19 protein-coding genes and 1 other RNA gene are annotated in these 17,740 nt (G+C 70.7%); 10 read left to right on the forward strand and 10 right to left on the reverse strand.

Going from position 1 to position 17,740, the window contains the following annotated elements:
* Positions 1–105: 105 nt before the first annotated feature.
* Genes OG609_RS29055 through OG609_RS29065 form a run of 3 tightly spaced genes read left to right on the forward strand, consistent with a single transcriptional unit; the run spans position 106 to position 2,980 of the window.
* The gene (locus tag OG609_RS29055; protein WP_327275533.1) at positions 106–948 is read left to right on the forward strand and encodes a Nif3-like dinuclear metal center hexameric protein; all 843 of its coding nucleotides are present in this window, start codon (positions 106–108) and stop codon (positions 946–948) included.
* A complete protein-coding gene (locus OG609_RS29060; protein ID WP_327278218.1) occupies positions 945–1,688 on the forward strand; it encodes a zinc ribbon domain-containing protein in 744 nt (247 codons plus the stop codon). Before OG609_RS29055 ends, OG609_RS29060 begins: the two co-directional genes overlap by 4 nt.
* Positions 1,688–2,980 (forward strand): bifunctional RNase H/acid phosphatase, encoded by a 1,293-nt coding sequence (locus tag OG609_RS29065; protein WP_327275534.1) that lies wholly within the window; start codon positions 1,688–1,690, stop codon positions 2,978–2,980. The genes OG609_RS29060 and OG609_RS29065 overlap by 1 nt, the downstream gene beginning before the upstream one ends.
* A gap of 177 nt (positions 2,981–3,157) precedes the next feature.
* Here the strand turns inward: OG609_RS29065 and eda are convergent, their stop codons facing one another.
* Positions 3,158–3,778 carry a bifunctional 4-hydroxy-2-oxoglutarate aldolase/2-dehydro-3-deoxy-phosphogluconate aldolase gene (gene eda / locus OG609_RS29070; protein WP_327275535.1) on the reverse strand — a complete coding sequence of 207 codons (621 nt, stop codon included), beginning with the start codon at positions 3,776–3,778 and terminating at the stop codon, positions 3,158–3,160.
* Positions 3,779–3,853: 75 nt separating this feature from the next.
* On the reverse strand, positions 3,854–4,654 hold the full coding sequence (gene yaaA, locus OG609_RS29075; protein WP_327275536.1) for a peroxide stress protein YaaA: 801 nt from the start codon (positions 4,652–4,654) through the stop codon (positions 3,854–3,856).
* 237 nt (positions 4,655–4,891) lie between these two features.
* Between yaaA and OG609_RS29080 the strand changes: the two genes are divergently transcribed.
* Positions 4,892–6,334 (forward strand): RNB domain-containing ribonuclease, encoded by a 1,443-nt coding sequence (locus tag OG609_RS29080; protein WP_327275537.1) that lies wholly within the window; start codon positions 4,892–4,894, stop codon positions 6,332–6,334.
* Here the strand turns inward: OG609_RS29080 and OG609_RS29085 are convergent.
* Both OG609_RS29085 and OG609_RS29090 read right to left on the reverse strand, forming a co-directional pair.
* The gene (locus OG609_RS29085) at positions 6,279–7,142 is read right to left on the reverse strand and encodes a hypothetical protein (protein ID WP_327275538.1); all 864 of its coding nucleotides are present in this window, start codon (positions 7,140–7,142) and stop codon (positions 6,279–6,281) included. The two genes, OG609_RS29080 and OG609_RS29085, sit on opposite strands and share 56 nt — an antisense overlap.
* On the reverse strand, positions 7,139–7,879 hold the full coding sequence (locus OG609_RS29090; protein ID WP_327275539.1) for a MerR family transcriptional regulator: 741 nt from the start codon (positions 7,877–7,879) through the stop codon (positions 7,139–7,141). Before OG609_RS29090 ends, OG609_RS29085 begins: the two co-directional genes overlap by 4 nt.
* Positions 7,880–8,058: 179 nt before the next feature.
* Between OG609_RS29090 and OG609_RS29095 the strand changes: the two genes are divergently transcribed.
* The 4 genes from OG609_RS29095 (at position 8,059) to OG609_RS29110 (ending at position 10,894) form a co-directional block, all read left to right on the forward strand.
* The gene (locus OG609_RS29095) at positions 8,059–8,628 is read left to right on the forward strand and encodes a Uma2 family endonuclease (RefSeq protein WP_327278219.1); all 570 of its coding nucleotides are present in this window, start codon (positions 8,059–8,061) and stop codon (positions 8,626–8,628) included.
* A 52-nt stretch (positions 8,629–8,680) separates the two neighbouring features.
* Positions 8,681–9,082, forward strand: an RNA gene (gene rnpB / locus OG609_RS29100) — RNase P RNA component class A.
* Positions 9,083–9,140: 58 nt separating this feature from the next.
* Positions 9,141–9,575, forward strand: a complete 435-nt coding sequence (locus OG609_RS29105; RefSeq protein ID WP_327275540.1) for a hypothetical protein — start codon at positions 9,141–9,143, stop codon at positions 9,573–9,575.
* 422 nt (positions 9,576–9,997) lie between these two features.
* Positions 9,998–10,894 (forward strand): metallophosphoesterase family protein, encoded by an 897-nt coding sequence (locus tag OG609_RS29110; protein WP_327275541.1) that lies wholly within the window; start codon positions 9,998–10,000, stop codon positions 10,892–10,894.
* Here the strand turns inward: OG609_RS29110 and OG609_RS29115 are convergent.
* The 3 genes from OG609_RS29115 to OG609_RS29125 all read right to left on the reverse strand — a co-directional run bounded on the left by OG609_RS29115 (position 10,872) and on the right by OG609_RS29125 (position 13,011).
* A complete protein-coding gene (locus OG609_RS29115; protein WP_385652513.1) occupies positions 10,872–11,177 on the reverse strand; it encodes a VOC family protein in 306 nt (101 codons plus the stop codon). The genes OG609_RS29110 and OG609_RS29115 overlap by 23 nt on opposite strands.
* Positions 11,178–11,320: 143 nt before the next feature.
* Positions 11,321–12,223, reverse strand: coding sequence for a glycosyltransferase family 2 protein (locus OG609_RS29120; RefSeq protein ID WP_327275543.1), 903 nt, complete (start codon positions 12,221–12,223; stop codon positions 11,321–11,323).
* A gap of 125 nt (positions 12,224–12,348) precedes the next feature.
* A complete protein-coding gene (locus OG609_RS29125) occupies positions 12,349–13,011 on the reverse strand; it encodes a ScbR family autoregulator-binding transcription factor (RefSeq protein WP_327275544.1) in 663 nt (220 codons plus the stop codon).
* 133 nt (positions 13,012–13,144) lie between these two features.
* On the opposite strand from OG609_RS29125, the gene OG609_RS29130 reads away from it, so the two are divergent.
* Together OG609_RS29130 and OG609_RS29135 are read left to right on the forward strand one after the other, a co-directional pair.
* Positions 13,145–14,197: a ScbA/BarX family gamma-butyrolactone biosynthesis protein gene (locus OG609_RS29130; protein WP_327275546.1), complete on the forward strand. Its 1,053-nt coding sequence runs from the start codon at positions 13,145–13,147 to the stop codon at positions 14,195–14,197.
* Positions 14,194–15,135, forward strand: coding sequence for an NAD-dependent epimerase/dehydratase family protein (locus OG609_RS29135; protein WP_327275547.1), 942 nt, complete (start codon positions 14,194–14,196; stop codon positions 15,133–15,135). The genes OG609_RS29130 and OG609_RS29135 overlap by 4 nt, the downstream gene beginning before the upstream one ends.
* 21 nt (positions 15,136–15,156) lie before the next feature.
* Here OG609_RS29135 and OG609_RS29140 read toward each other — a convergent pair whose 3' ends face one another.
* From OG609_RS29140 to OG609_RS29150, 3 genes are all read right to left on the reverse strand, one after another.
* On the reverse strand, positions 15,157–16,038 hold the full coding sequence (locus OG609_RS29140) for a PhzF family phenazine biosynthesis protein (RefSeq protein WP_327275548.1): 882 nt from the start codon (positions 16,036–16,038) through the stop codon (positions 15,157–15,159).
* Positions 16,039–16,118: 80 nt separating this feature from the next.
* On the reverse strand, positions 16,119–16,586 hold the full coding sequence (locus OG609_RS29145; protein WP_327275549.1) for a lamin tail domain-containing protein: 468 nt from the start codon (positions 16,584–16,586) through the stop codon (positions 16,119–16,121).
* A 146-nt stretch (positions 16,587–16,732) separates the two neighbouring features.
* On the reverse strand, positions 16,733–17,506 hold the full coding sequence (locus OG609_RS29150) for an SDR family oxidoreductase (protein WP_327275550.1): 774 nt from the start codon (positions 17,504–17,506) through the stop codon (positions 16,733–16,735).
* Positions 17,507–17,740 lie beyond the last annotated feature (234 nt).

Below are 17,740 nucleotides of genomic sequence, written 5' to 3' on the forward strand. Positions count from 1 at the left end.
GGCGACGAGGGCAGTCCGACGACAGGACCCAGCAGGCTGTGGCCTGTCCGTACAGGTCGCCGAAGCCATGGGCGACGGGGCACGGAGGGCAGGTAGCCTTTCCTTGTGCCCCGTCTGTCTGAAGTCCTCGCCGAGCTCGACGCTCTCTGGCCGCCCGAGCGGGCCGAAGGTTGGGACGCGGTCGGCACCGTCTGCGGAGATCCCGCATCGCAGGTCGACCGTGTGCTCTTCGCCGTCGACCCCGTCCAGGAGATCGTCGACGAGGCGCTCAGGCTCGGCGCCCAGCTGATCGTCACCCACCATCCGCTCTATCTGCGGGGTACGACGACGGTCGCGGCCGACACCTTCAAGGGCCGGGTCGTGCACACCCTCATCAAGCACGACGTCGCGCTGCACGTCGCCCACACCAACGCCGACACCGCCGACCCGGGCGTCTCCGACGCCCTTGCCGGTGCGCTCGACCTGCGCGTCGAGGGGCCCCTCGTGCCGGACCCGGCCGACCCCAAGGGCCGTCGCGGCCTCGGCCGGATCTGTGTGCTCGACCACCCCGAGAGCCTGGCAGACTTCGCCGCCCGCGCCGCGGCCCGACTGCCCGCCACCGCGCAGGGCATCCGGCTCGCGGGCGACCCGGCGGCGACGGTGCGCTCCGTCGCGGTCAGCGGCGGCTCCGGCGACAGCCTCTTCGACGCGGTACGCGCTGCCGGTGTCGACGCCTTCCTCACCGCCGACCTGCGCCACCACCCGGCCTCCGAAGCCATCCAGCACTCCCCGCTCGGCCTGATCGACGCCGCACACTGGGCCACCGAATGGCCCTGGTGCGAACAGGCCGCAGCGCAGCTCGACGCGATTTCCGACCGCCACGGATGGGACCTGCGGGTCCATGTCTCGAAGCAGGTCACCGACCCCTGGACCACCACCACCCACCACTCTTCTGGAGCCCCCAACTGAACGCCGCGCCCGCCGACCAGATCCGACTCCTCGACGTCCAGGCCCTCGACGTACGTCTGTCGCAGCTTGCACACCGGCGCAAGTCGCTGCCCGAGCACACCGAGATCGAGGCGCTCACCAGCGACCTCGCGCAACTGCGTGACCTGCTGGTCGCTTCGCAGACCGAGGAGAGCGACACCGCCCGCGAGCAGACCAAGGCGGAGCAGGACGTCGACCAGGTGCGCCAGCGCGCCGCCCGCGACCAGCAGCGCCTCGATTCGGGTGCGGTCACCTCGCCCAAGGACCTGGAGAGCCTCCAGCGTGAGATCACCTCGCTGGCCAAGCGCCAGGGCGACCTGGAGGACGTCGTCCTCGAAGTGATGGAACGCCGCGAGTCCGCCCAGGAGCGCGTCACCGAGCTGTCCGACCGGGTCTCCGCCGTCCAGGCCAAGGTCGACGACGCGACCGCCCGCCGTGACGCCGCGACCAAGGAGCTCGACGAGGAGACCGCGACCGTCACCAAGGAGCGCGAGCTCGTCGCCGGGTCCGTCCCCGCGGACCTGCTGAAGCTGTACGACAAGCTCCGCGTCCAGCAGGGCGGGGTCGGCGCCGCCCGCCTCTACCAGCGCCGCTGCGAGGGCTGCCGTCTCGAACTGAACATCACCGAGGTCAACGATGTGAAGGCGGCCTCCCCGGACACCGTCCTGCGCTGCGAGAACTGCCGCCGCATCCTGGTCCGTACGTCGGAGTCGGGCCTGTAATGACCCAGCCGCGCCAGTTCGTCATCGAGGCCGACGGCGGTTCCCGGGGAAACCCCGGGCCCGCCGGTTATGGTGCGGTCGTCATCGACCCGGTGACGGGGGAGACCCTTGCCGAGGCCGCCGAGTACATCGGCGTCGCGACGAACAACGTCGCCGAGTACAAGGGCCTCATCGCGGGTCTGAAGGCGGCGAAGGCGCTGGTGCCGGACGCCTCGGCGGACGGTGCGCTCCAGGTGCGGGTCCGGATGGACTCCAAGCTGGTCGTGGAACAGATGTCGGGCCGTTGGAAGATCAAGCATCCTGACATGAAGCCGCTCGCGGCGGAGGCCGCCAGGATTCTGCCGGCCTCCGCCGTGACGTACGAGTGGATCCCGCGCGAGAAGAACAAGCACGCGGACCGGCTCGCCAACGAGGCGATGGACGCGGGCAAGCGCGGCAAGCAGTGGGAGCCGTCGTCGTCGACGGCCGCACTCGAAACCCCCCGGCCCTCGACCACCGCCGACCTGCCGCCCGTCTCCGGCCCGCCCGGTGACGCGGCAGCGGGCGCGGCCAGGGCCCGCGCGGCCCTGTCCTCCCGGCCGGGAGCGGCGACAGGCACGGCAGCCGCCCCCACGCCCAAGGCATCCTCGACCGCCCCCCAGGTGGGCTGGGCCGCGGCGCCCGATCTCGCGACGCCCGCCACCTTCGTACTGCTCCGGCACGGCGAGACGGCCCTCACCCCCGAGAAGCGGTTCTCGGGCAGCGGCGGCAGCGATCCCGAACTCTCGGCGACCGGCCGTCACCAGGCCGAACGCATCGCCCAGTCGCTGGCCGCCCGCGGCACGATCGAGGAGATCGTCAGCTCCCCGCTGCGCCGCTGCCGCGAAACAGCGGCCGCGGTGGCGGCCCGGCTCGGCCTGGAGGTCCGGATCGAGGACGGCCTGCGCGAGACGGACTTCGGCGCCTGGGAGGGCCTGACGTTCGCCGAGGTGCGTGAGCGGTACGGCCCCGACCTGGACGCCTGGCTGGCCTCCGCGAAGGCGGCCCCCACCGGGGGCGGCGAGAGCTTCGCCGAGGTCGCCCGCCGCGTCGCGGCCACCCGTGACCGCCTCACCGCCCGCTACGCGGGCCGCACGGTCCTCCTGGTCACCCATGTGACGCCGATCAAGACCCTGGTCAGGCTGGCGTTGGGCGCCCCGCCGGAAGCGATGTTCCGTATGGAGCTCTCGGCGGCCTCGGTCTCCGCGGTGGCGTACTACTCGGACGGGAACGTGTCGCTCAGGCTGCTGAACGACACATCGCACCTGCGGTAGGGGACGGGAGGCTCGCGTGGGCGTGCGGCGCCCCGGGGAGGGGCAGCGGAGCGACTCCCCGGCGGCGTGAAGCTCCCGCTTCCTCGGGTGGCGGGGGTGGCCCGCACCCCGGTCAGCACCCACCGGGGTCCGGGGCGGAGCCCCGGTTCCGGGAAGGGGCGGGTAGGGGGAAAAAAATCAGCCGCGCAGCGCCGCCGCCTCGCTGGCCAGCCGCTCCACCCGAGCCCAGTCCTTCGCCGCCACCGCCTCTGCCGGGACCATCCAACTGCCGCCCACGCAGCCGACGTTGGGCAGCGCCAGATAGGACGGTGCGGAGGCGAGCGAGATGCCGCCCGTGGGGCAGAACCGGACCTGCGGCAGCGGCGAGGAAAGCGCCTTCAGATACGCTGTGCCGCCCGCCGCCTCGGCCGGGAAGAACTTCATCTCGGTGACCCCGCGCTCCAGCAGCGCGACCACCTCGGACGTCGTCGAGACGCCCGGCAGGAACGGCACCTCCGACGCCTTCATTGCGTCCAGCAGTGTGTCCGTCCAGCCGGGGCTGACCAGGAACCGGGCCCCCGAGGCGACGGTGTCGGAGACGTTGCGTACGGAGATCACCGTGCCGGCCCCGACCACCGCGTCCGGCACCTCGGCCGCGATGGCCCGGATCGCATCCAGTGCCGCGGCGGTGCGCAGCGTCACCTCGATGGCCGGGAGCCCGCCCGCGACCAGGGCCCGGGCGAGCGGCACCGCGTCGGCGGCGTCCTCCAGAACGACAACGGGGACGACGGGGGCGAGGTCCAGCACAGAGGAGGTCATGCGCACATCCTGCCGCGCCCACCACACACTGCGCAACGAGCGTTGCATATGCTGCAACGTAACGGCTTTCCCGGTTCAGTGAATCTCGGTCACCACGACATCGAGCGACCACGCCCGACCGGCCCGCGCGGGGGCCTCGGCCTCCACCACGTACCCGAGCTCCCGCAATGTCTCCACCAGCTCCGCGGGCCCCTTCGGCCGTGCGCCCGCCAGCAGCAGATCGCGGACCATCCGCCCCTTTGTCGCCTTGTTGAAGTGGCTGACCACGGAGCGCTTCTCGATCCCGTTCACCATCTGGGAGTGCAGCACCCGCACGCTCGCCGTGCGCCCGGCCACCTCGCCCTTCGGCTTCCAGGCCGCGGTGTACGCGGAGGACCGCAGGTCCAGGACGAGCCCGTCCCCGGCCGCCTCCGGCATGACCTCCGCCATCGGGTCACGCCAGTACGCCCCGAGCGCGCCCAGCCCCGGCAGCTTCACGCCCATCGAGCAGCGGTACGAAGGAATCCGGTCGCCCACCCGCACGGCGCCCCACAGCCCTGAGAAGACCAGCAACGACCTTCCGGCCCGCCGCTTGGCCGCCGTGTCCAGGGAGGCCAGATCCAGGGCGTCGTACAGCACCCCCGTGTAGATCTCCCCGGCCGGACGCGTCCCCGCCGTCCGCAGCTCGACGTTCTTCGCGATCTCGCCGCGCAGCCCTTCGCTCAGCCCGAGCACCTCACGGGCCTTCTCCTCGTCCGCCGCACACAGCTCGACCAGCTCGTCGACGACCGCGGCCCGCGCCGCAGCCAGGCCCGGCAGCGACAGCGACTCCGGCTTCAGGGGTGCTCCGCGCCCCGACGCGGCCTTTCCTTCGGAGGGCGGCAACAGCACGAGCACGGCGGTTCTCCTTCGTACGTACGCACACGTAAACGGGCTCAGAAGGCCCTGGGTCCTGTCGTCGAACTGCCGTCTGCCGTGCGACGACGGCAGACGGCAGTTCGACAACAGGACCTGGCACCAGCGTACGGGGACCCCGGTACCGCACCGGGGCCTGTCCGGCGGATCAGGGCCGGACCGGCACTCGCTGCCGCCACCCGGGATGCCGCCCGGCCCGCCCCGCCATACGCTCGGTCCATGCCCCGCCGCCATCTCCATATGACCGGGCCGGCCGAGACCCCGCTGAGGGCGGCCCTGTGCAAGCTGCGCACCGAGCTCGAACTGCCCCACGGCTTCCCGCCCGACGTCCTCGCCGAGGCGGCGCAGGCGGCGGGGGCCCCGGCGGTGTCGACCCACAAGGACGCGACGGACCTGCCGTTCTTCACCATCGACCCGCCCACATCGACCGACCTCGACCAGGCCATGCACCTCGAACGCCGCCGCCACGGCTTCCGCGTGCACTACGCCATCGCCGATGTCGCCGCCTTCGTACGCCCCGGCGGCGCACTCGACACCGAGGCCCATCGCCGGGTGACGACCCTCTACTTCCCCGACGGGAAGGTGCCGCTCCACCCCACCCTGCTCTCCGAGGGCGCCGCCAGCCTCCTCCCCGGACAGACCCGCCCCGCCCTGCTCTGGCAGATCGACCTGGACTCCGAGGGCGGCGCCGTCACCACCTCGGTGCGCCGGGCCCTCGTCCGCAGCCGGGCGAAGCTCGACTACGCGGGCGTCCAGCGGCAGATCGACACCGGCACCGCCGAGGAGCCCCTGGCGCTGCTCCAGGACATCGGACGACTCCGCGAGGAGCAGGAGGTCGCCCGAGGCGGCATCTCCCTCAACGTGCCCGAGCAGGAGATCGTCGAGCGCGACGGCACGTACGGCCTGGAATACCGTGCCCCGCTGCCCGCCGACGGCTGGAACGCCCAGATCTCCCTCCTGACCGGCATGGCCGCCGCCCACCTCATGGCGGAGACCGGCACCGGCGTCCTGCGGACCCTGCCGGTCGCACCCGACGGCGCCGTGGCCCGGCTCCGGCGCTCGGCCGAGGCGCTGCACATCGACTGGCCGCACCATGTCCCGTACGCCCAGGTCGTCCGCACCCTCGACCCGAGGAGGGCCAACCACGCCGCGTTCCTCCAGGAGTGCACCACCCTGCTGCGCGGCGCCGGCTACACCGTCTTCGAACACGGCGAACTCCCCACCCGCGCCGTCCACGCCGCCGTCGCCGACCTCTACACGCACTGCACCGCCCCGCTGCGCCGCCTCGTCGACCGGTACGCGGCCGAGCTGTGCCTCGCCGCCGTCGCGGAACAGGAACCGCCCGAGTGGGTCCTCGCCGCGCTGCCCGGCCTGCCGAGGGAGATGGCGGACGGAACCAAGCGCGCCAACACGGTGGAGCGCGAGTGCGTCGACGTGGTCGAGGCCGCGCTGCTCAAGGACAGGATCGGCGAGGTCTTCGACGCGTACGTGGTCGACGTGAAGGAACTGGAGCCCACCACGGGCACCGTCCACATCGACGCCCCGGCCGTCGTCGCCCGGGTCGAGGGCGGCACGGCGAAGCTCCCGCTGGGGGAGCGGCTGCGGGTCAGGCTCGCCCAGGCGGATCCTGGCTCGGCGAAGGTCCTCTTCGCCCCCGCGTGAGCGCGGCCACGGCGGCACCCGGATCATCCGCATGGAACCGCACCGTCCGCGCCCACCCCCGCTTCCCGAGCGGCCGCACGAACGCCACCGGCGAGAACAGCTCCACGGTCACCGTCGTCTGCCCGCCCACGACGAGGTCGAGCACCCCGTCCGCCCCCGGCCGCACCGGCCCGCCCTCGGGACAGCGCCGCTCGACCCGCGCACCGGCGACCGCCCCGGCGGGAACCCGCAGGTCGAACAGCCCGCCGTAGCGAAGCCGCAGCGCCCCGTCGGCGTCCACCACATGCGGCCGGGTCACACACGCGGCATGGAAAGCGAGCACCAGGACCACCCCGTACACATCGAGCCCGAGCAGAACCCTGTGCACGACCGGCCACGGGATCAGCAGCGCCAGCATCACCGTCTCGACCAGAGCGACGAAGACCAGGCCGTACATCATGGCGGTCTGCGGCCCGGTGTACGGGACGGCAAGGGCACCCTCCGGCACGCCATGACGCCTCCGCAGCACCCACAGCCCGAGACTGCGCAGGGCGCGCACCTCGTGGGCGACGAGACGGCGCACCTTCTCGGGCACGACGGTACGGAGCGCCGTACCCATCGCCGCCCGCCGCCCGGCACCCGCACGCCGGCCCACGAGCCAGAGCCGCCAGAGGACCACGCCCTCGAACCCGAGCGCGGCGACCACCAGGGCCTCGGCACCGAGCAGAACCGCACCCGGTATCCGGACCCCCGCCAGCAGGCAGCCGCCCAGACCCACTTCGACAGCCGGCGCAACCCCGGCGGCATACCGTGCAATCCGCACGCTCATCCTGTTCCCCTCTCCGCCACGCGTGCCGCCAGGGCCGCCATCACCCGGCGCACCACCTCGGCCTGCGCGGGCGCGTAGTCGTCGAGCAGGGCCTGACCGAACCCCGTCAGGACCGGCCCGCCGGGGATGGCCGCCAGCACCTCGTCCGGCACGGCGGCGGCCAGATCGGCGGCGAGCGGAGCGATCCGCGGATCGTCCACGGGCGCCGCAGCCAATGCGTCCAGCCGCTCGTACAGCGCGTGCACGGCCGGGTCCTCGGCCAGGGGCCGCAGCGCGGCGTAGACCTCACCGCCGACACCCGTCGTGTCCAGCAGCACCAGGTGCTCGCGGTCCTTGGCAGCCATCGGGGAGCCGGTGGCCACAGCCGTGCCCAGCAGTTCGGCCAGCGCGGGCGACACGGGCTCCTCGGCGCTCACCGGGCCGTCCAGCAACCGGGCCAGCCGACGCCGCCGCTCCCGGATCTCGTTCTCCTGCCGGGCCAGATCCGCATCCAACTCGACGAGCACCTCGACGAGTTCGTGCCCGGCCTCATCGGCGAGGACGTCCCGTACCTCGTCCAGACCGAGCCCGAGCTCGGTGAGCCGCCGGATCCGGGCCAGCACCACGGCGTCGCGCACGCTGTAGGCGCGGTAGCCGTTGGCCCGGCGCCCGGGCTCGGGAAGCAGTCCGATGTGGTGGTAGTGCCGGATCGCCCGCGAGGTGACCCCGACGAGCGCGGCGATCTCTCCGATGCGCATGAGTCCAGTAGAAACGTTGACGCAACGGCAGGGTCAAGTGCTCACCGCACCCGTCCGCATCTGACAACTTCGCGCCCTCCTGTGCCACGATCGAAGGAAGTGATCCCATCTCACGGACGGCTGATCCACTGATGTCTCAATCTGGCGAGCGACCGAGGAAGGGGCGTGACATGACTGCCATGCCGCACGAACCGCTCACGCAGGCGGACGTCCTGCTGGAGGGCTTCCTGGCGCTGGATACGCCGGAGGGCTTCCGGGCCGAGCTGATCGAGGGGGAGATTGTCGTGACGCCGCCGCCGGACGGGGACCACGAGGACTACATCAGCCTGATTCTGAAGCAGGTGATCAGGCTCGCCCGGACCGACATGGACTTTTCGGGGAACAAGGGACTGAAGCTGAAGAGCGGCGGTCGCTGTCCCTGGAACCACGTCATTCCCGACGGCACCTTCGCCCCCACCGAACTGCGTCTGTACCGGGGAGCGGACCCCTGGATGCCGTGCGAGGGGGTGTCCCTCGTCGTCGAGGTCACCTCGTCCAAGCCCCGGGCCGACCGCACGGACAAGCGTCACTGCTACGCCCGCGGACCCATCCCGCTCTACCTCCTGGTCGACCGTGAGCAGTCTTCGGTGACGCTGTTCAGCGACCCGGAGGGGGACGACTACCGTCAGCACTGCACGATTCCGTTCGGCAAGCCGCTCTCCCTTCCCGCTCCGTTCGCCTTCGACCTGGAGACCGAGGCGTTCATCTGAGCGTCCCGTCCGACGGCTCCCGCCAGGCGGGTAGCATGGTCGGCACGGCAGACGAGCCGGGCGGACGGCCGCGTGGGGATCCTCGGATCCCCCCGAGGAACGTCCGGGCTCCACAGGGCAGGGTGATGGCTAACGGCCACCCGGGGTGACCCGCGGGACAGTGCCACAGAAAACAGACCGCCGGGGACTTCGGTCCTCGGTAAGGGTGAAACGGTGGTGTAAGAGACCACCAGCGCCTGAGGTGACTCAGGCGGCTAGGTAAACCCCACCCGGAGCAAGGTCAAGAGGGGTCGTCGCGAGACGGCCCTGCGCGAATGTTCGAGGGCTGCCCGCCCGAGTTCGCGGGTAGACCGCACGAGGCCGGCAGCAATGCCGGTCCTAGATGGATGGCCGTCTCCCCGGCCGCCGCGAGGCGACCGGGCGACAGAACCCGGCGTACAGCCCGACTCGTCTGCCGCTTCACCGGCGCCCTATCTGCCGTCATGCTCATGCAGGCTGGCTAGGCTGCGGGTATGAGTGACGTGTACGCCGTGGACCTCGCCCTGGACCTCCCAGCCTCCGTACCGAGTGCCGTGCTCGCCGATCTGCGATGGCATCTCGGCATCGAGGGCGCGGCGGACGACCCGGCGGATGACATGACAGACGAGACCGGTGACATGTTCCCCCTGCTCGCAGCACGCGGGCCCGCGGCGCGCATCGGCGGGGTCCTGGTCGGTGAGCTGGCCCGGACTGCCGACGGATGGTCCCTGACGGCACGTCAAGAGGTGCACGCCGAGTCCCTGCCCGAGCTGGACTCACTGGCGGTGCGGCTTGCGCGGAATTCCGGCACCGAGGGGGTCATCGGGCAGATCCGCTTCTACGAGGAAGATGTCCCCGATCTCCTGGTCAGCAGGGCGGGAGAGCTGGTGAAAATGGCTCCGGCTCCCACGGGAGAAGCATCCGGCTGACCGATCGGCGGTCGACGCAGTCCTTCAGGAGGCGCCGAACTGCCCTTCCGGATCGGGGTGGTCCGGCAGTCGGGCGTCGCCTTCGTCGCTGTCGCAGAACTCAGTCCTTCACCTGTGCGTCACGCGCCGCGATCACTTCTCAAGACGCGCGATCACCCGTGGATATTGCCCTGCGCATCCGCGGACGCACCCGTGTCGTACGAAAGACGGTCACTCTGGCCAGCCATCAGAAACCCGACCCCCGTAATCAGCGGCCGCCGAAGCGCGCTGGTCCATGGGTTCATGCCTGTCAACTCCGTGATCACGGGCGCAACCGCAACGAACCCCCTGTGACACACGCGTGACAGCCGGACGGGGTATGAGGCACCGGGCCACATCATGGGAGACGATCTCGTTCGGTCCGTCCTCGGGAAAGGCTCTTCATGTCCGATCGTGCCTACGGAAACCGCGGTTCTCTGCTCGCGGTGAGCGACCTTCACGTCGGGATGGCGGACAATCGCCCCATCGTCGAGTCCCTGAGGCCGGATTCGGACGAGGACTGGGTCATCGTCGCCGGTGATGTTGCGGAGAAGGTCGAGGACGTGGAGTGGGCGCTGCGGCTGCTCGCGGGCCGGTACGCCCGGGTGATCTGGACCCCCGGGAACCACGAGCTGTGGACGACCAATCACGACCCGGTCCAACTGCGGGGCCGGGAACGCTACGAGCATCTGGTCGAGCTGTGCCGGAGCCTCGGGGTGTCCACTCCGCAGGACCCGTATCCGCTGTGGCCCGGCCCCGAAGGGCCGGTGGCCGTTGCGCCCGTGTTCCTGCTGTACGACTACAGCTTCCGGGCGCCGGGCACGACGACCAAGGAGGAGTCCCTGGCGTACGCGCACGAGACGGGGGTGGTGTGCACCGACGAGTTCCTGCTGCACCCCGACCCGTACCCGAGCCGTGACGCCTGGTGCCGGGCGCGAGTGGCGGAGACCGAGCGGCGTCTCGCCGCGCACGATCCGGAGATTCCGCTGGTCATCGCCAGTCACTGGCCCCTGGTCCGCGAACCGATGGCCGTCCTGACGTATCCCGAGTTCGCCCAGTGGTGCGGCACGGAACTCACCGCCGACTGGCACCGGCGCTTCAATGTGGCGGCCATGGTCTACGGCCATCTGCACATCCCCCGTACGACCTGGTACGACGGGGTGCGCTTCGAGGAGGTCTCCATCGGTTACCCAAGGGAATGGCGCAAGCGGGGCCACCCCAAGGGGCTCCTGCGGCGGATCCTCCCGTACGACGACGGCGTCACCGAGCCGGGGCCGGTCAGCGGTGGCCCAGCACGTTGATCACCCGGCCGTTGGGGTCGCGGACGAAGAAGCGGCGTACGCCCCATTCCTCGTCGTGCAACGGGTACACGATCTCCGCGCCGCCCGCCTGCATGGCGGTGTAGGCCGCGTCCACGTCCTCCACCTCCATGCTCATGTCCGGTGTGACCGGGGCGGTTGCGTCGGCCTCCATGATGCTGATCTGGGCCGAGGGATGGGAGGGAGAGGCGAGCGTCATGATCCAGCCGTGGTTCATGACTTCCTGGAGGCCCAGCAGGCCGTAGAACTCCGCGTTCCGCTTCATTGCGGCGGCAACGGCGGCGTTGGTGGTGGCGTTGGCGTCCGATTCGACGCCGGGGCCGGTGTTGGTCCGAATGTTGGGGACGATCCTGCGGACGGACATCGGCAACTCCTGTCTCGGGACTGACCACCCGGCCCCGTCGCGGGTCAGATGACCGGTGGCCGTCCCAGTTTCGTCATCCGCCACACCGTGCGCCACCGCATGGGCTGCCGCCGCCCGCACGGCGTACGGACCCCCTCGGCGAAGCCGCCGGCCCAGGCGCGCAGCCCCGTCGCCGACCGGGTACGGGCCACGGTCAGGAGGGTCCAGGTGCCCAGGTAGGCCGGGACCAGGGGGAGGGGAAGATTGCGGCGGGCCAGCCAGACCCGGTTGCGGGCCGTCATCCGGTAGTAGACGGAGTGCCTGGCCGGGGAGGTCTTGGGGTGCTGAAGCAGCAGATCGGGCTCGTACAGGATCTTCCAGCCCGCGTCGAGCGCCCGCCAGGACAGGTCCGTCTCCTCGTGTGTGAAGAAGAACTCCGCGGGCCAGGGCCCCGTCTGGGCGAGCATCTTCATGGAGAGGGCGTGGCCGCCGCCCAGGAAAGCGGTGACCGGGCCGCGCCGCATCGGGTCGGCGGCGCGCAGGCGCGGGACGTGGCGGCGCTGGGTCTCGCCGTGCTCGTCGGCGATCCGGAAGCCGACGATGCCGAGCCGCGGGTCGGCGGAGTACAGCTCCTGGACCTTGCGGAACACCCCGCCGTCGACCAGGAGCCCGTCGTCGTCGAGCTCGATGACGACATCCACATCGCCGAACTCCGCCAGCTTGCGCAGGGCGACGTTACGGCCACCGGGGCAGCCCAGGTTCTCGTCGAGTTCGATCGCCGTCACGCCACCGGACAGATCGGACAGACCGGGAAACGCGGAGAAGTCCGGGAGCGGTGAGCCGTTGCCCACGACGACGAGCCGGGCCGGCCGGACGTCCTGTCCGGCCACCGAGGCCAGCAGGGCCTCGACCTGCTGCGGGCGATCGCCCATGGTGACGATGGATACGGCGATGCGCGGTTGGGACACGGTCGGCACTCCTGGTCTCGCTGGGTGCCCGCGATCGTAGCCGCAACTCTTCGTCGCCCGATGTTCAGCCAATCGTCGCTGCTGTGTCGTGCCCCGTGACTCCTCGTCGGGGGAGGGCCCGTCCGTCAGCCGGGTGCGCCGGCCTGGCTGGGGACTGATCCGAGGGTGCCGAACAGGCGCTCGCCGCGGTCCTCGGCCATGTCGAGCGTGGCCAGCACGGCAGCGGTCGAGATGCTCGGCAGTACATAATGCAGAAGGACCGAGATCCGCCGCCCCAAGTCCTCGCGCTTGCACAGGGCTTGAGACATCGCCTGAATGCCGGAGAAGGAACCCGCCAGCATTTCGGCGGTCTCGCGGGCGTCGACGTGCGGCAGGAGTTCGCCCTGGTTCTTCGCGGCGGTCAGCAGATGTTCGAGCCGGTCTATCCAGGCACGGAACGGGGTGCCCCGGTCGAGGCCTTCCACCGCCTGATCCATGGCCAGCCCGACGCTGGCGCGTACCAGTGGCTCATGCCGGAGCCGGTGGGCGAGCAGCATGCCCTGATCGACCAATTCCTGAAGCTTCGTCAGCTGAGCGGGAAGCGGATCGCTGTCCAGCTGTACGTCCATCACCCCGAGTGCAAGGTCTTCCTTCGAGGTGAAATGGAAGTAGAGCGCACCCTTTGTCACTCCGGCCCGCGCAAGGATTTCACTGATGGTGGCGCTGCTGTAACCGCGTTCGTCGAAGACGGCGGCGGCCGCCACCAGGATTGACCGTCGAGTCTGGATCGCGCGCGCCTGCTGTGCCATCAGCTACGAGTCTCTCTCAGTCGTGGCGTGGTCAGCGCCACTGGGATATGGCTGGATAGGGAAACCGGACTGTCAGTATCTTACTGCGGGGGCGGCCCGCCCTCCCGGTATGGATCCTCTGGGAGGAAAATTCATGGTTCAGCTCACCTCGCACAACACATCGGTGTCCGTCGAGGGCGCAGGCGCAGCCGAATTCACCGCAACCCCCGGAGAGGGGGAGACGGCATCCAGGGGCAGACATGGGGAGGCGGACTTCCCGAGACATCTGGTACACCGGTCCGATGCCGAGGATGTCTTTCCCACCGGCTGGACCCCGCAGACCGACACCCAGTTCTCGGTATCGGCCCGTTGGCCACATGCGCACCGCTTCTTCGCCCCGGTGTCGGGCCGCTACCAGGACCCGCTGCTGATCGCGGAGACCATGCGGCAGACGACGATGCTCCTGGGGCATGCGGCGTTCGACGTCCCGGTCGGGGACCAGTTCGTGATGTGGGAGCTCGCGTACGTCTCCGAGCCTGATCGGCTGCTCCTGGGCAAGGCGCCCTGGGACATCACGGTGGATGTGTCCTGCTCCCGGATCCGGCGGCGCGGCCGGAGCATCGGCTCCATGCATGTCGAGCTGCTCCTGCACCGGCTCGGCACTGTCCTCGCCAGAGGCGGGGGGCGTATCAGCTGCACCTCGGCCAAGGTGTACGACAGGCTGCGGGGCGACCGGCAGGATGTGATCGGCGCCCCGATACCCCTCCTGCCCGCCGTCGCACCGGCCGAGGTGGGCAGGACCGATGAACACGATGTCGTACTGGCGCCGGGTCCGCAGCGAAACGTCTGGCAGCTGCGGCTCGACACCGCACATCCGACATTGTTCGCCCGGCCCAACGACCATGTGCCGGGCATTCTGCTGCTGGAGGCGGCCCGTCAGGCGGCCGTCGCCGTCACCCCCGGCCATGGCTTCCTCCCGGCATCGGTGAAGACCGACTTCCTCCGGTACGTGGAACTCGACCGTCCCTGCTGGATCGAGGCCCGGCCCGTCCCGGCCGGCGACCGCGGTACGACCGAGGTGCATGTCTCGGCGATCCAGGACGGCGAGCCGGTCTTCACCTGCACCCTCGGCTCCCCAAGAGGCCTGCACGGCACAGCGGGGAATCAGGGGAGCCGGCCGGACGACCGGCAGAATGACCAGTCATGACACTGCGCATACTCATCACCGGCGCGACCGGTTTCATCGGCAGCCATGTGGTGGCCGCGGCCCGGGCCACCCCCGGTGTCCGGCTGCGGCTGATGACCCATCGGACAGCCCTCACCACGTCGGCAACGGCAGGCGCCGGGCCCGGCATCGAGACGGTGTACGGGGACCTCGCCGACCCCGCAACGCTGCGCGGCAGCTGCGAGGGCATCGACGCGCTGATCCACTGCGCCTCACGGATCGGCGGCGACGAACCGACCGCCCGGTCCGTAAATGATCAAGGAACCCGTGCTCTGGCCGAAGAGGCGGCCCGCTGCGGAGTCACCCGGATCGTCCACCTGAGCACGGCATCCGTCTACGGCCGGGGCCCGTTCACCCGGCTGCGGCCCGGACAGGCCGAGCCGTCCCCGGCCTCGGCCACCAGCCTGACCCGCGCCGCCGCCGAACAGCACGTCCTGGCGGCCGGCGGCGTCGTCGTGCGCCCGCACATCGTGTACGGGGCCGGGGACCGATGGGCCGTGCCCGGCCTGGTCGCGCTCGTCCGGCAGCTCTCGGCCGGACTGACCGGATGCGAGGCACGGCACTCGATGATCGACGTACAGACGCTGGGGCGGGCGCTGCTGGGTGCGGCGCTGTCCCCGAAGGAGCCGGCCGGGGTCTATCACGTCAACCACCCCGAACCGGTGAGCTGTTCGCAGCTGCTGTCCACGGTCGTCGACGAACTGCGGCTGCCCTGGGGAGCCACCGGCATCGATGTGGACACGGCCCGCGAGCGGCTCGCCGGCGTCCCGTACGCGCTGCACCACCTCGGCATGCTCGCCGTGGACCACTGGTTCACCGACGAACGGGTCGGACAGGACTTCGACTGGGAGCCGGGCGAAGGGTTCGCGACCGCGTTCGCCCGGCACGCGCCGTGGTACCGCCGGCACCTCAGCGGCTGACGGCGCCGCGGCGCCCCCTCGTCAGGCCTCGATCCGGGTACCCGTACCGCTCACCCGCACCCGCGCGTCGCCCGCCCGCAGTTCGACCGTGAGCGTGCCGGGGCGGCCCATGTCCTCGCCCTGGTGGAGGGTGAGGACGGCAGTGTCCGGGACGAGGCCCAGGGCGCGCACATAGGCGCCGAAGGCGGCCGCCGCAGCGCCCGTGGCGGGGTCCTCCACCACGCCGCCGACCGGGAAAGGGTCACGGACGTGGAAGACGTCCGGCGCCGCCCGCCACACCAGCTGCAGGGTCGTCAGGTCCAGCCGGTGCATCAGGGCTTCGAGGCGCGCGAAGTCGTAAGCGAGGTCGGCAAGCCGCTCACGGGTCGCGGCGGCCAGCACCAGGTGGCGGGCGCCCGCGAAGGCGATCCGGGGCGGCAGGGCAGGGTCGAGATCGGCGGCCGGCCAGTCCAGGGCGGCGAGTGCCTCCGCCAGGTCGTCCGGGGCGATGTCCATGACGTCCGGTTCGACGCTGGTGAGCGTGGCGCGGAGTTCGCCGCCCTCCTGGGTGACGGTGACCGGGACCGTACCCGCGGGGGTGCTGAACACCAGATCGCCGGGGCCGTCGCGCTCGGCGAGTGCGAGGGCCGTCGCCACGGTGGCGTGGCCGCAGAACGGGACTTCGGCCTTCGGACTGAAGTAGCGGATCGTGTATCCCCGGGCGGCCGACGGCGCTTCGTCGCCCGGCTCGTCCCGCCCGGTCAGGAAGGCTGATTCGCTGTAACCCAGCTCCGCCGCGACGGCGAGCATCGCCGCGTCGTCGAGACCGGACGCATCAAGGACGACACCTGCCGGATTGCCGCCCTCAGGGTCGGCGGAGAAGGCGGTGTAGTGCAGGATCTCGGTACCTGAATTCTGGTTCATGCCGCAGGCCAACCCCGCGGCGGCCCGGGGCATTCCCGCTCCGGCCGGCCGGATGGTGCCCCGAGCCGCGGTTGCCCGGCTCAGTGGCAGTTCTTGGTGCCCTTGCTCGACTTCGTCCAGGAGCAGGAGTCCTGGAGCTTGCCGTTCGGCTTGATCAGCCGGGCCTTGTCACCGGTGTTGTTCCAGACGTACGAACCGCGGTTCCAGTAGACGTGGCCCGAGGCGTTCTTGCCCTTGCCCGTGTGGACCTTGACGGTCTTGCCCGCGCCGATGGTGTAGCTGCCGAAGGTGTACGTGTACCCGGTGTTGTCCTTCACCTTGTAGCCCTTGAGCTGAAGCTTCGACTTGCCGTTGTTGTGGATGTCCACCCACTCGGCGTTGAGGGACGCGTTGGTGCGGGTGTCCTTGCCGGGGCTGTCGTACTGGATCTTGCCGAGGTGCAGCCCGCCCTGGTGCGAGGCTGCCGAGGCCGGGGCCGTGACGAGTAGTGAACCGGCCAGGGCGGTGGCGGCGGCCAGGGCGAGCGGCGCGGCGGTGCGTATGTGCATGCTGTGATCCTTACGTGGAGTTCCGGTAAAGAACTGTGATCATAAGGGCAGCGCGCACCGGCCCGAGGAGGAAGTGCATATTCGGCCGGGGTGTGGTCATTCGGGTGGCAACCGCCCACGCCGGGCGGCCGGTTCGGGCGGCCCCGTCAGCCGCGGCCCACGTACGGCATCGCCGTCGCCAGGACCGTCGCGAACTGCATGTTCGCCTCCAGGGGCAGCTCCGCCATGTGGAGCACCGTCCGGGCCACGTCCGCCGCCGCCATCACCGGCTCCACCGCCAGTTCGCCATTGGCCTGAAGGGTGCCGGTCCGCATCCGCTCCGTCATGTCCGTGGCGGCGTTGCCGATGTCGATCTGCCCGCAGGCGATCCGGTACGGACGGCCGTCCAGGGACAGCGACTTCGTCAGGCCCGTCATGGCGTGCTTGGTCGCGGTGTAGGCGACCGAATGCGGGCGTGGTGCGTGGGCGGAGACCGAGCCGTTGTTGATGATCCGACCGCCCTGCGGGTCCTGCGCCTTCATCAGCCGGTACGCCGCCTGCGCGCAGAGGAACGCGCCCGTCACATTCACATCCACCACCGAGCGCCAGTCCTCCACGGACAGGTCCTCGACCGGGACGGAACGCGGGCCGAACGTACCCGCGTTGTTGAAGAGCAGATCGATTCGGCCGAAGCACTCCCGTGCCGAGGAGAAGAGGGCGTCCACGTCCTCGGGGCGTGACACATCGGTGGGGACGGTGATCACCCGGGCGTTCTCCCCGGCCAGCGCGGCGGTCTCGGTGAGGGGTTCTGGGCGCCGGCCCGCGAGCGCCACCGACCAGCCGGCGCCGGCCAGGGCGAGAGCCACCGCGCGGCCGATTCCGGATCCCGCGCCCGTCACGACCGCCGCCTTCGGGCCGGATTTCAACAGGTTGTCGCTCATGGGGCCGCAGCGTACGCCTTCCCGTTCTGCGGGTCGCGTGGGGCCACACGGGGTCAAGACGGCGTATGCGGCGGCGGGTTCACGTCTCGGAGGGCCGGTATTGATGATCATGGTTTCCGTCGCGTATGCGCACTTTGTCGTGGGCATCCATTCCCGCTGTATTCCTTATCCGCGCGGCGCCGGAGCACGCGAACACGACAGCCGCTCGATGTGCTGGTCCGGTGCACTGTCCGA

It is taken from the genome of Streptomyces sp. NBC_01224 (genome assembly GCF_036002945.1).
GTDB lineage: Bacteria > Actinomycetota > Actinomycetes > Streptomycetales > Streptomycetaceae > Streptomyces.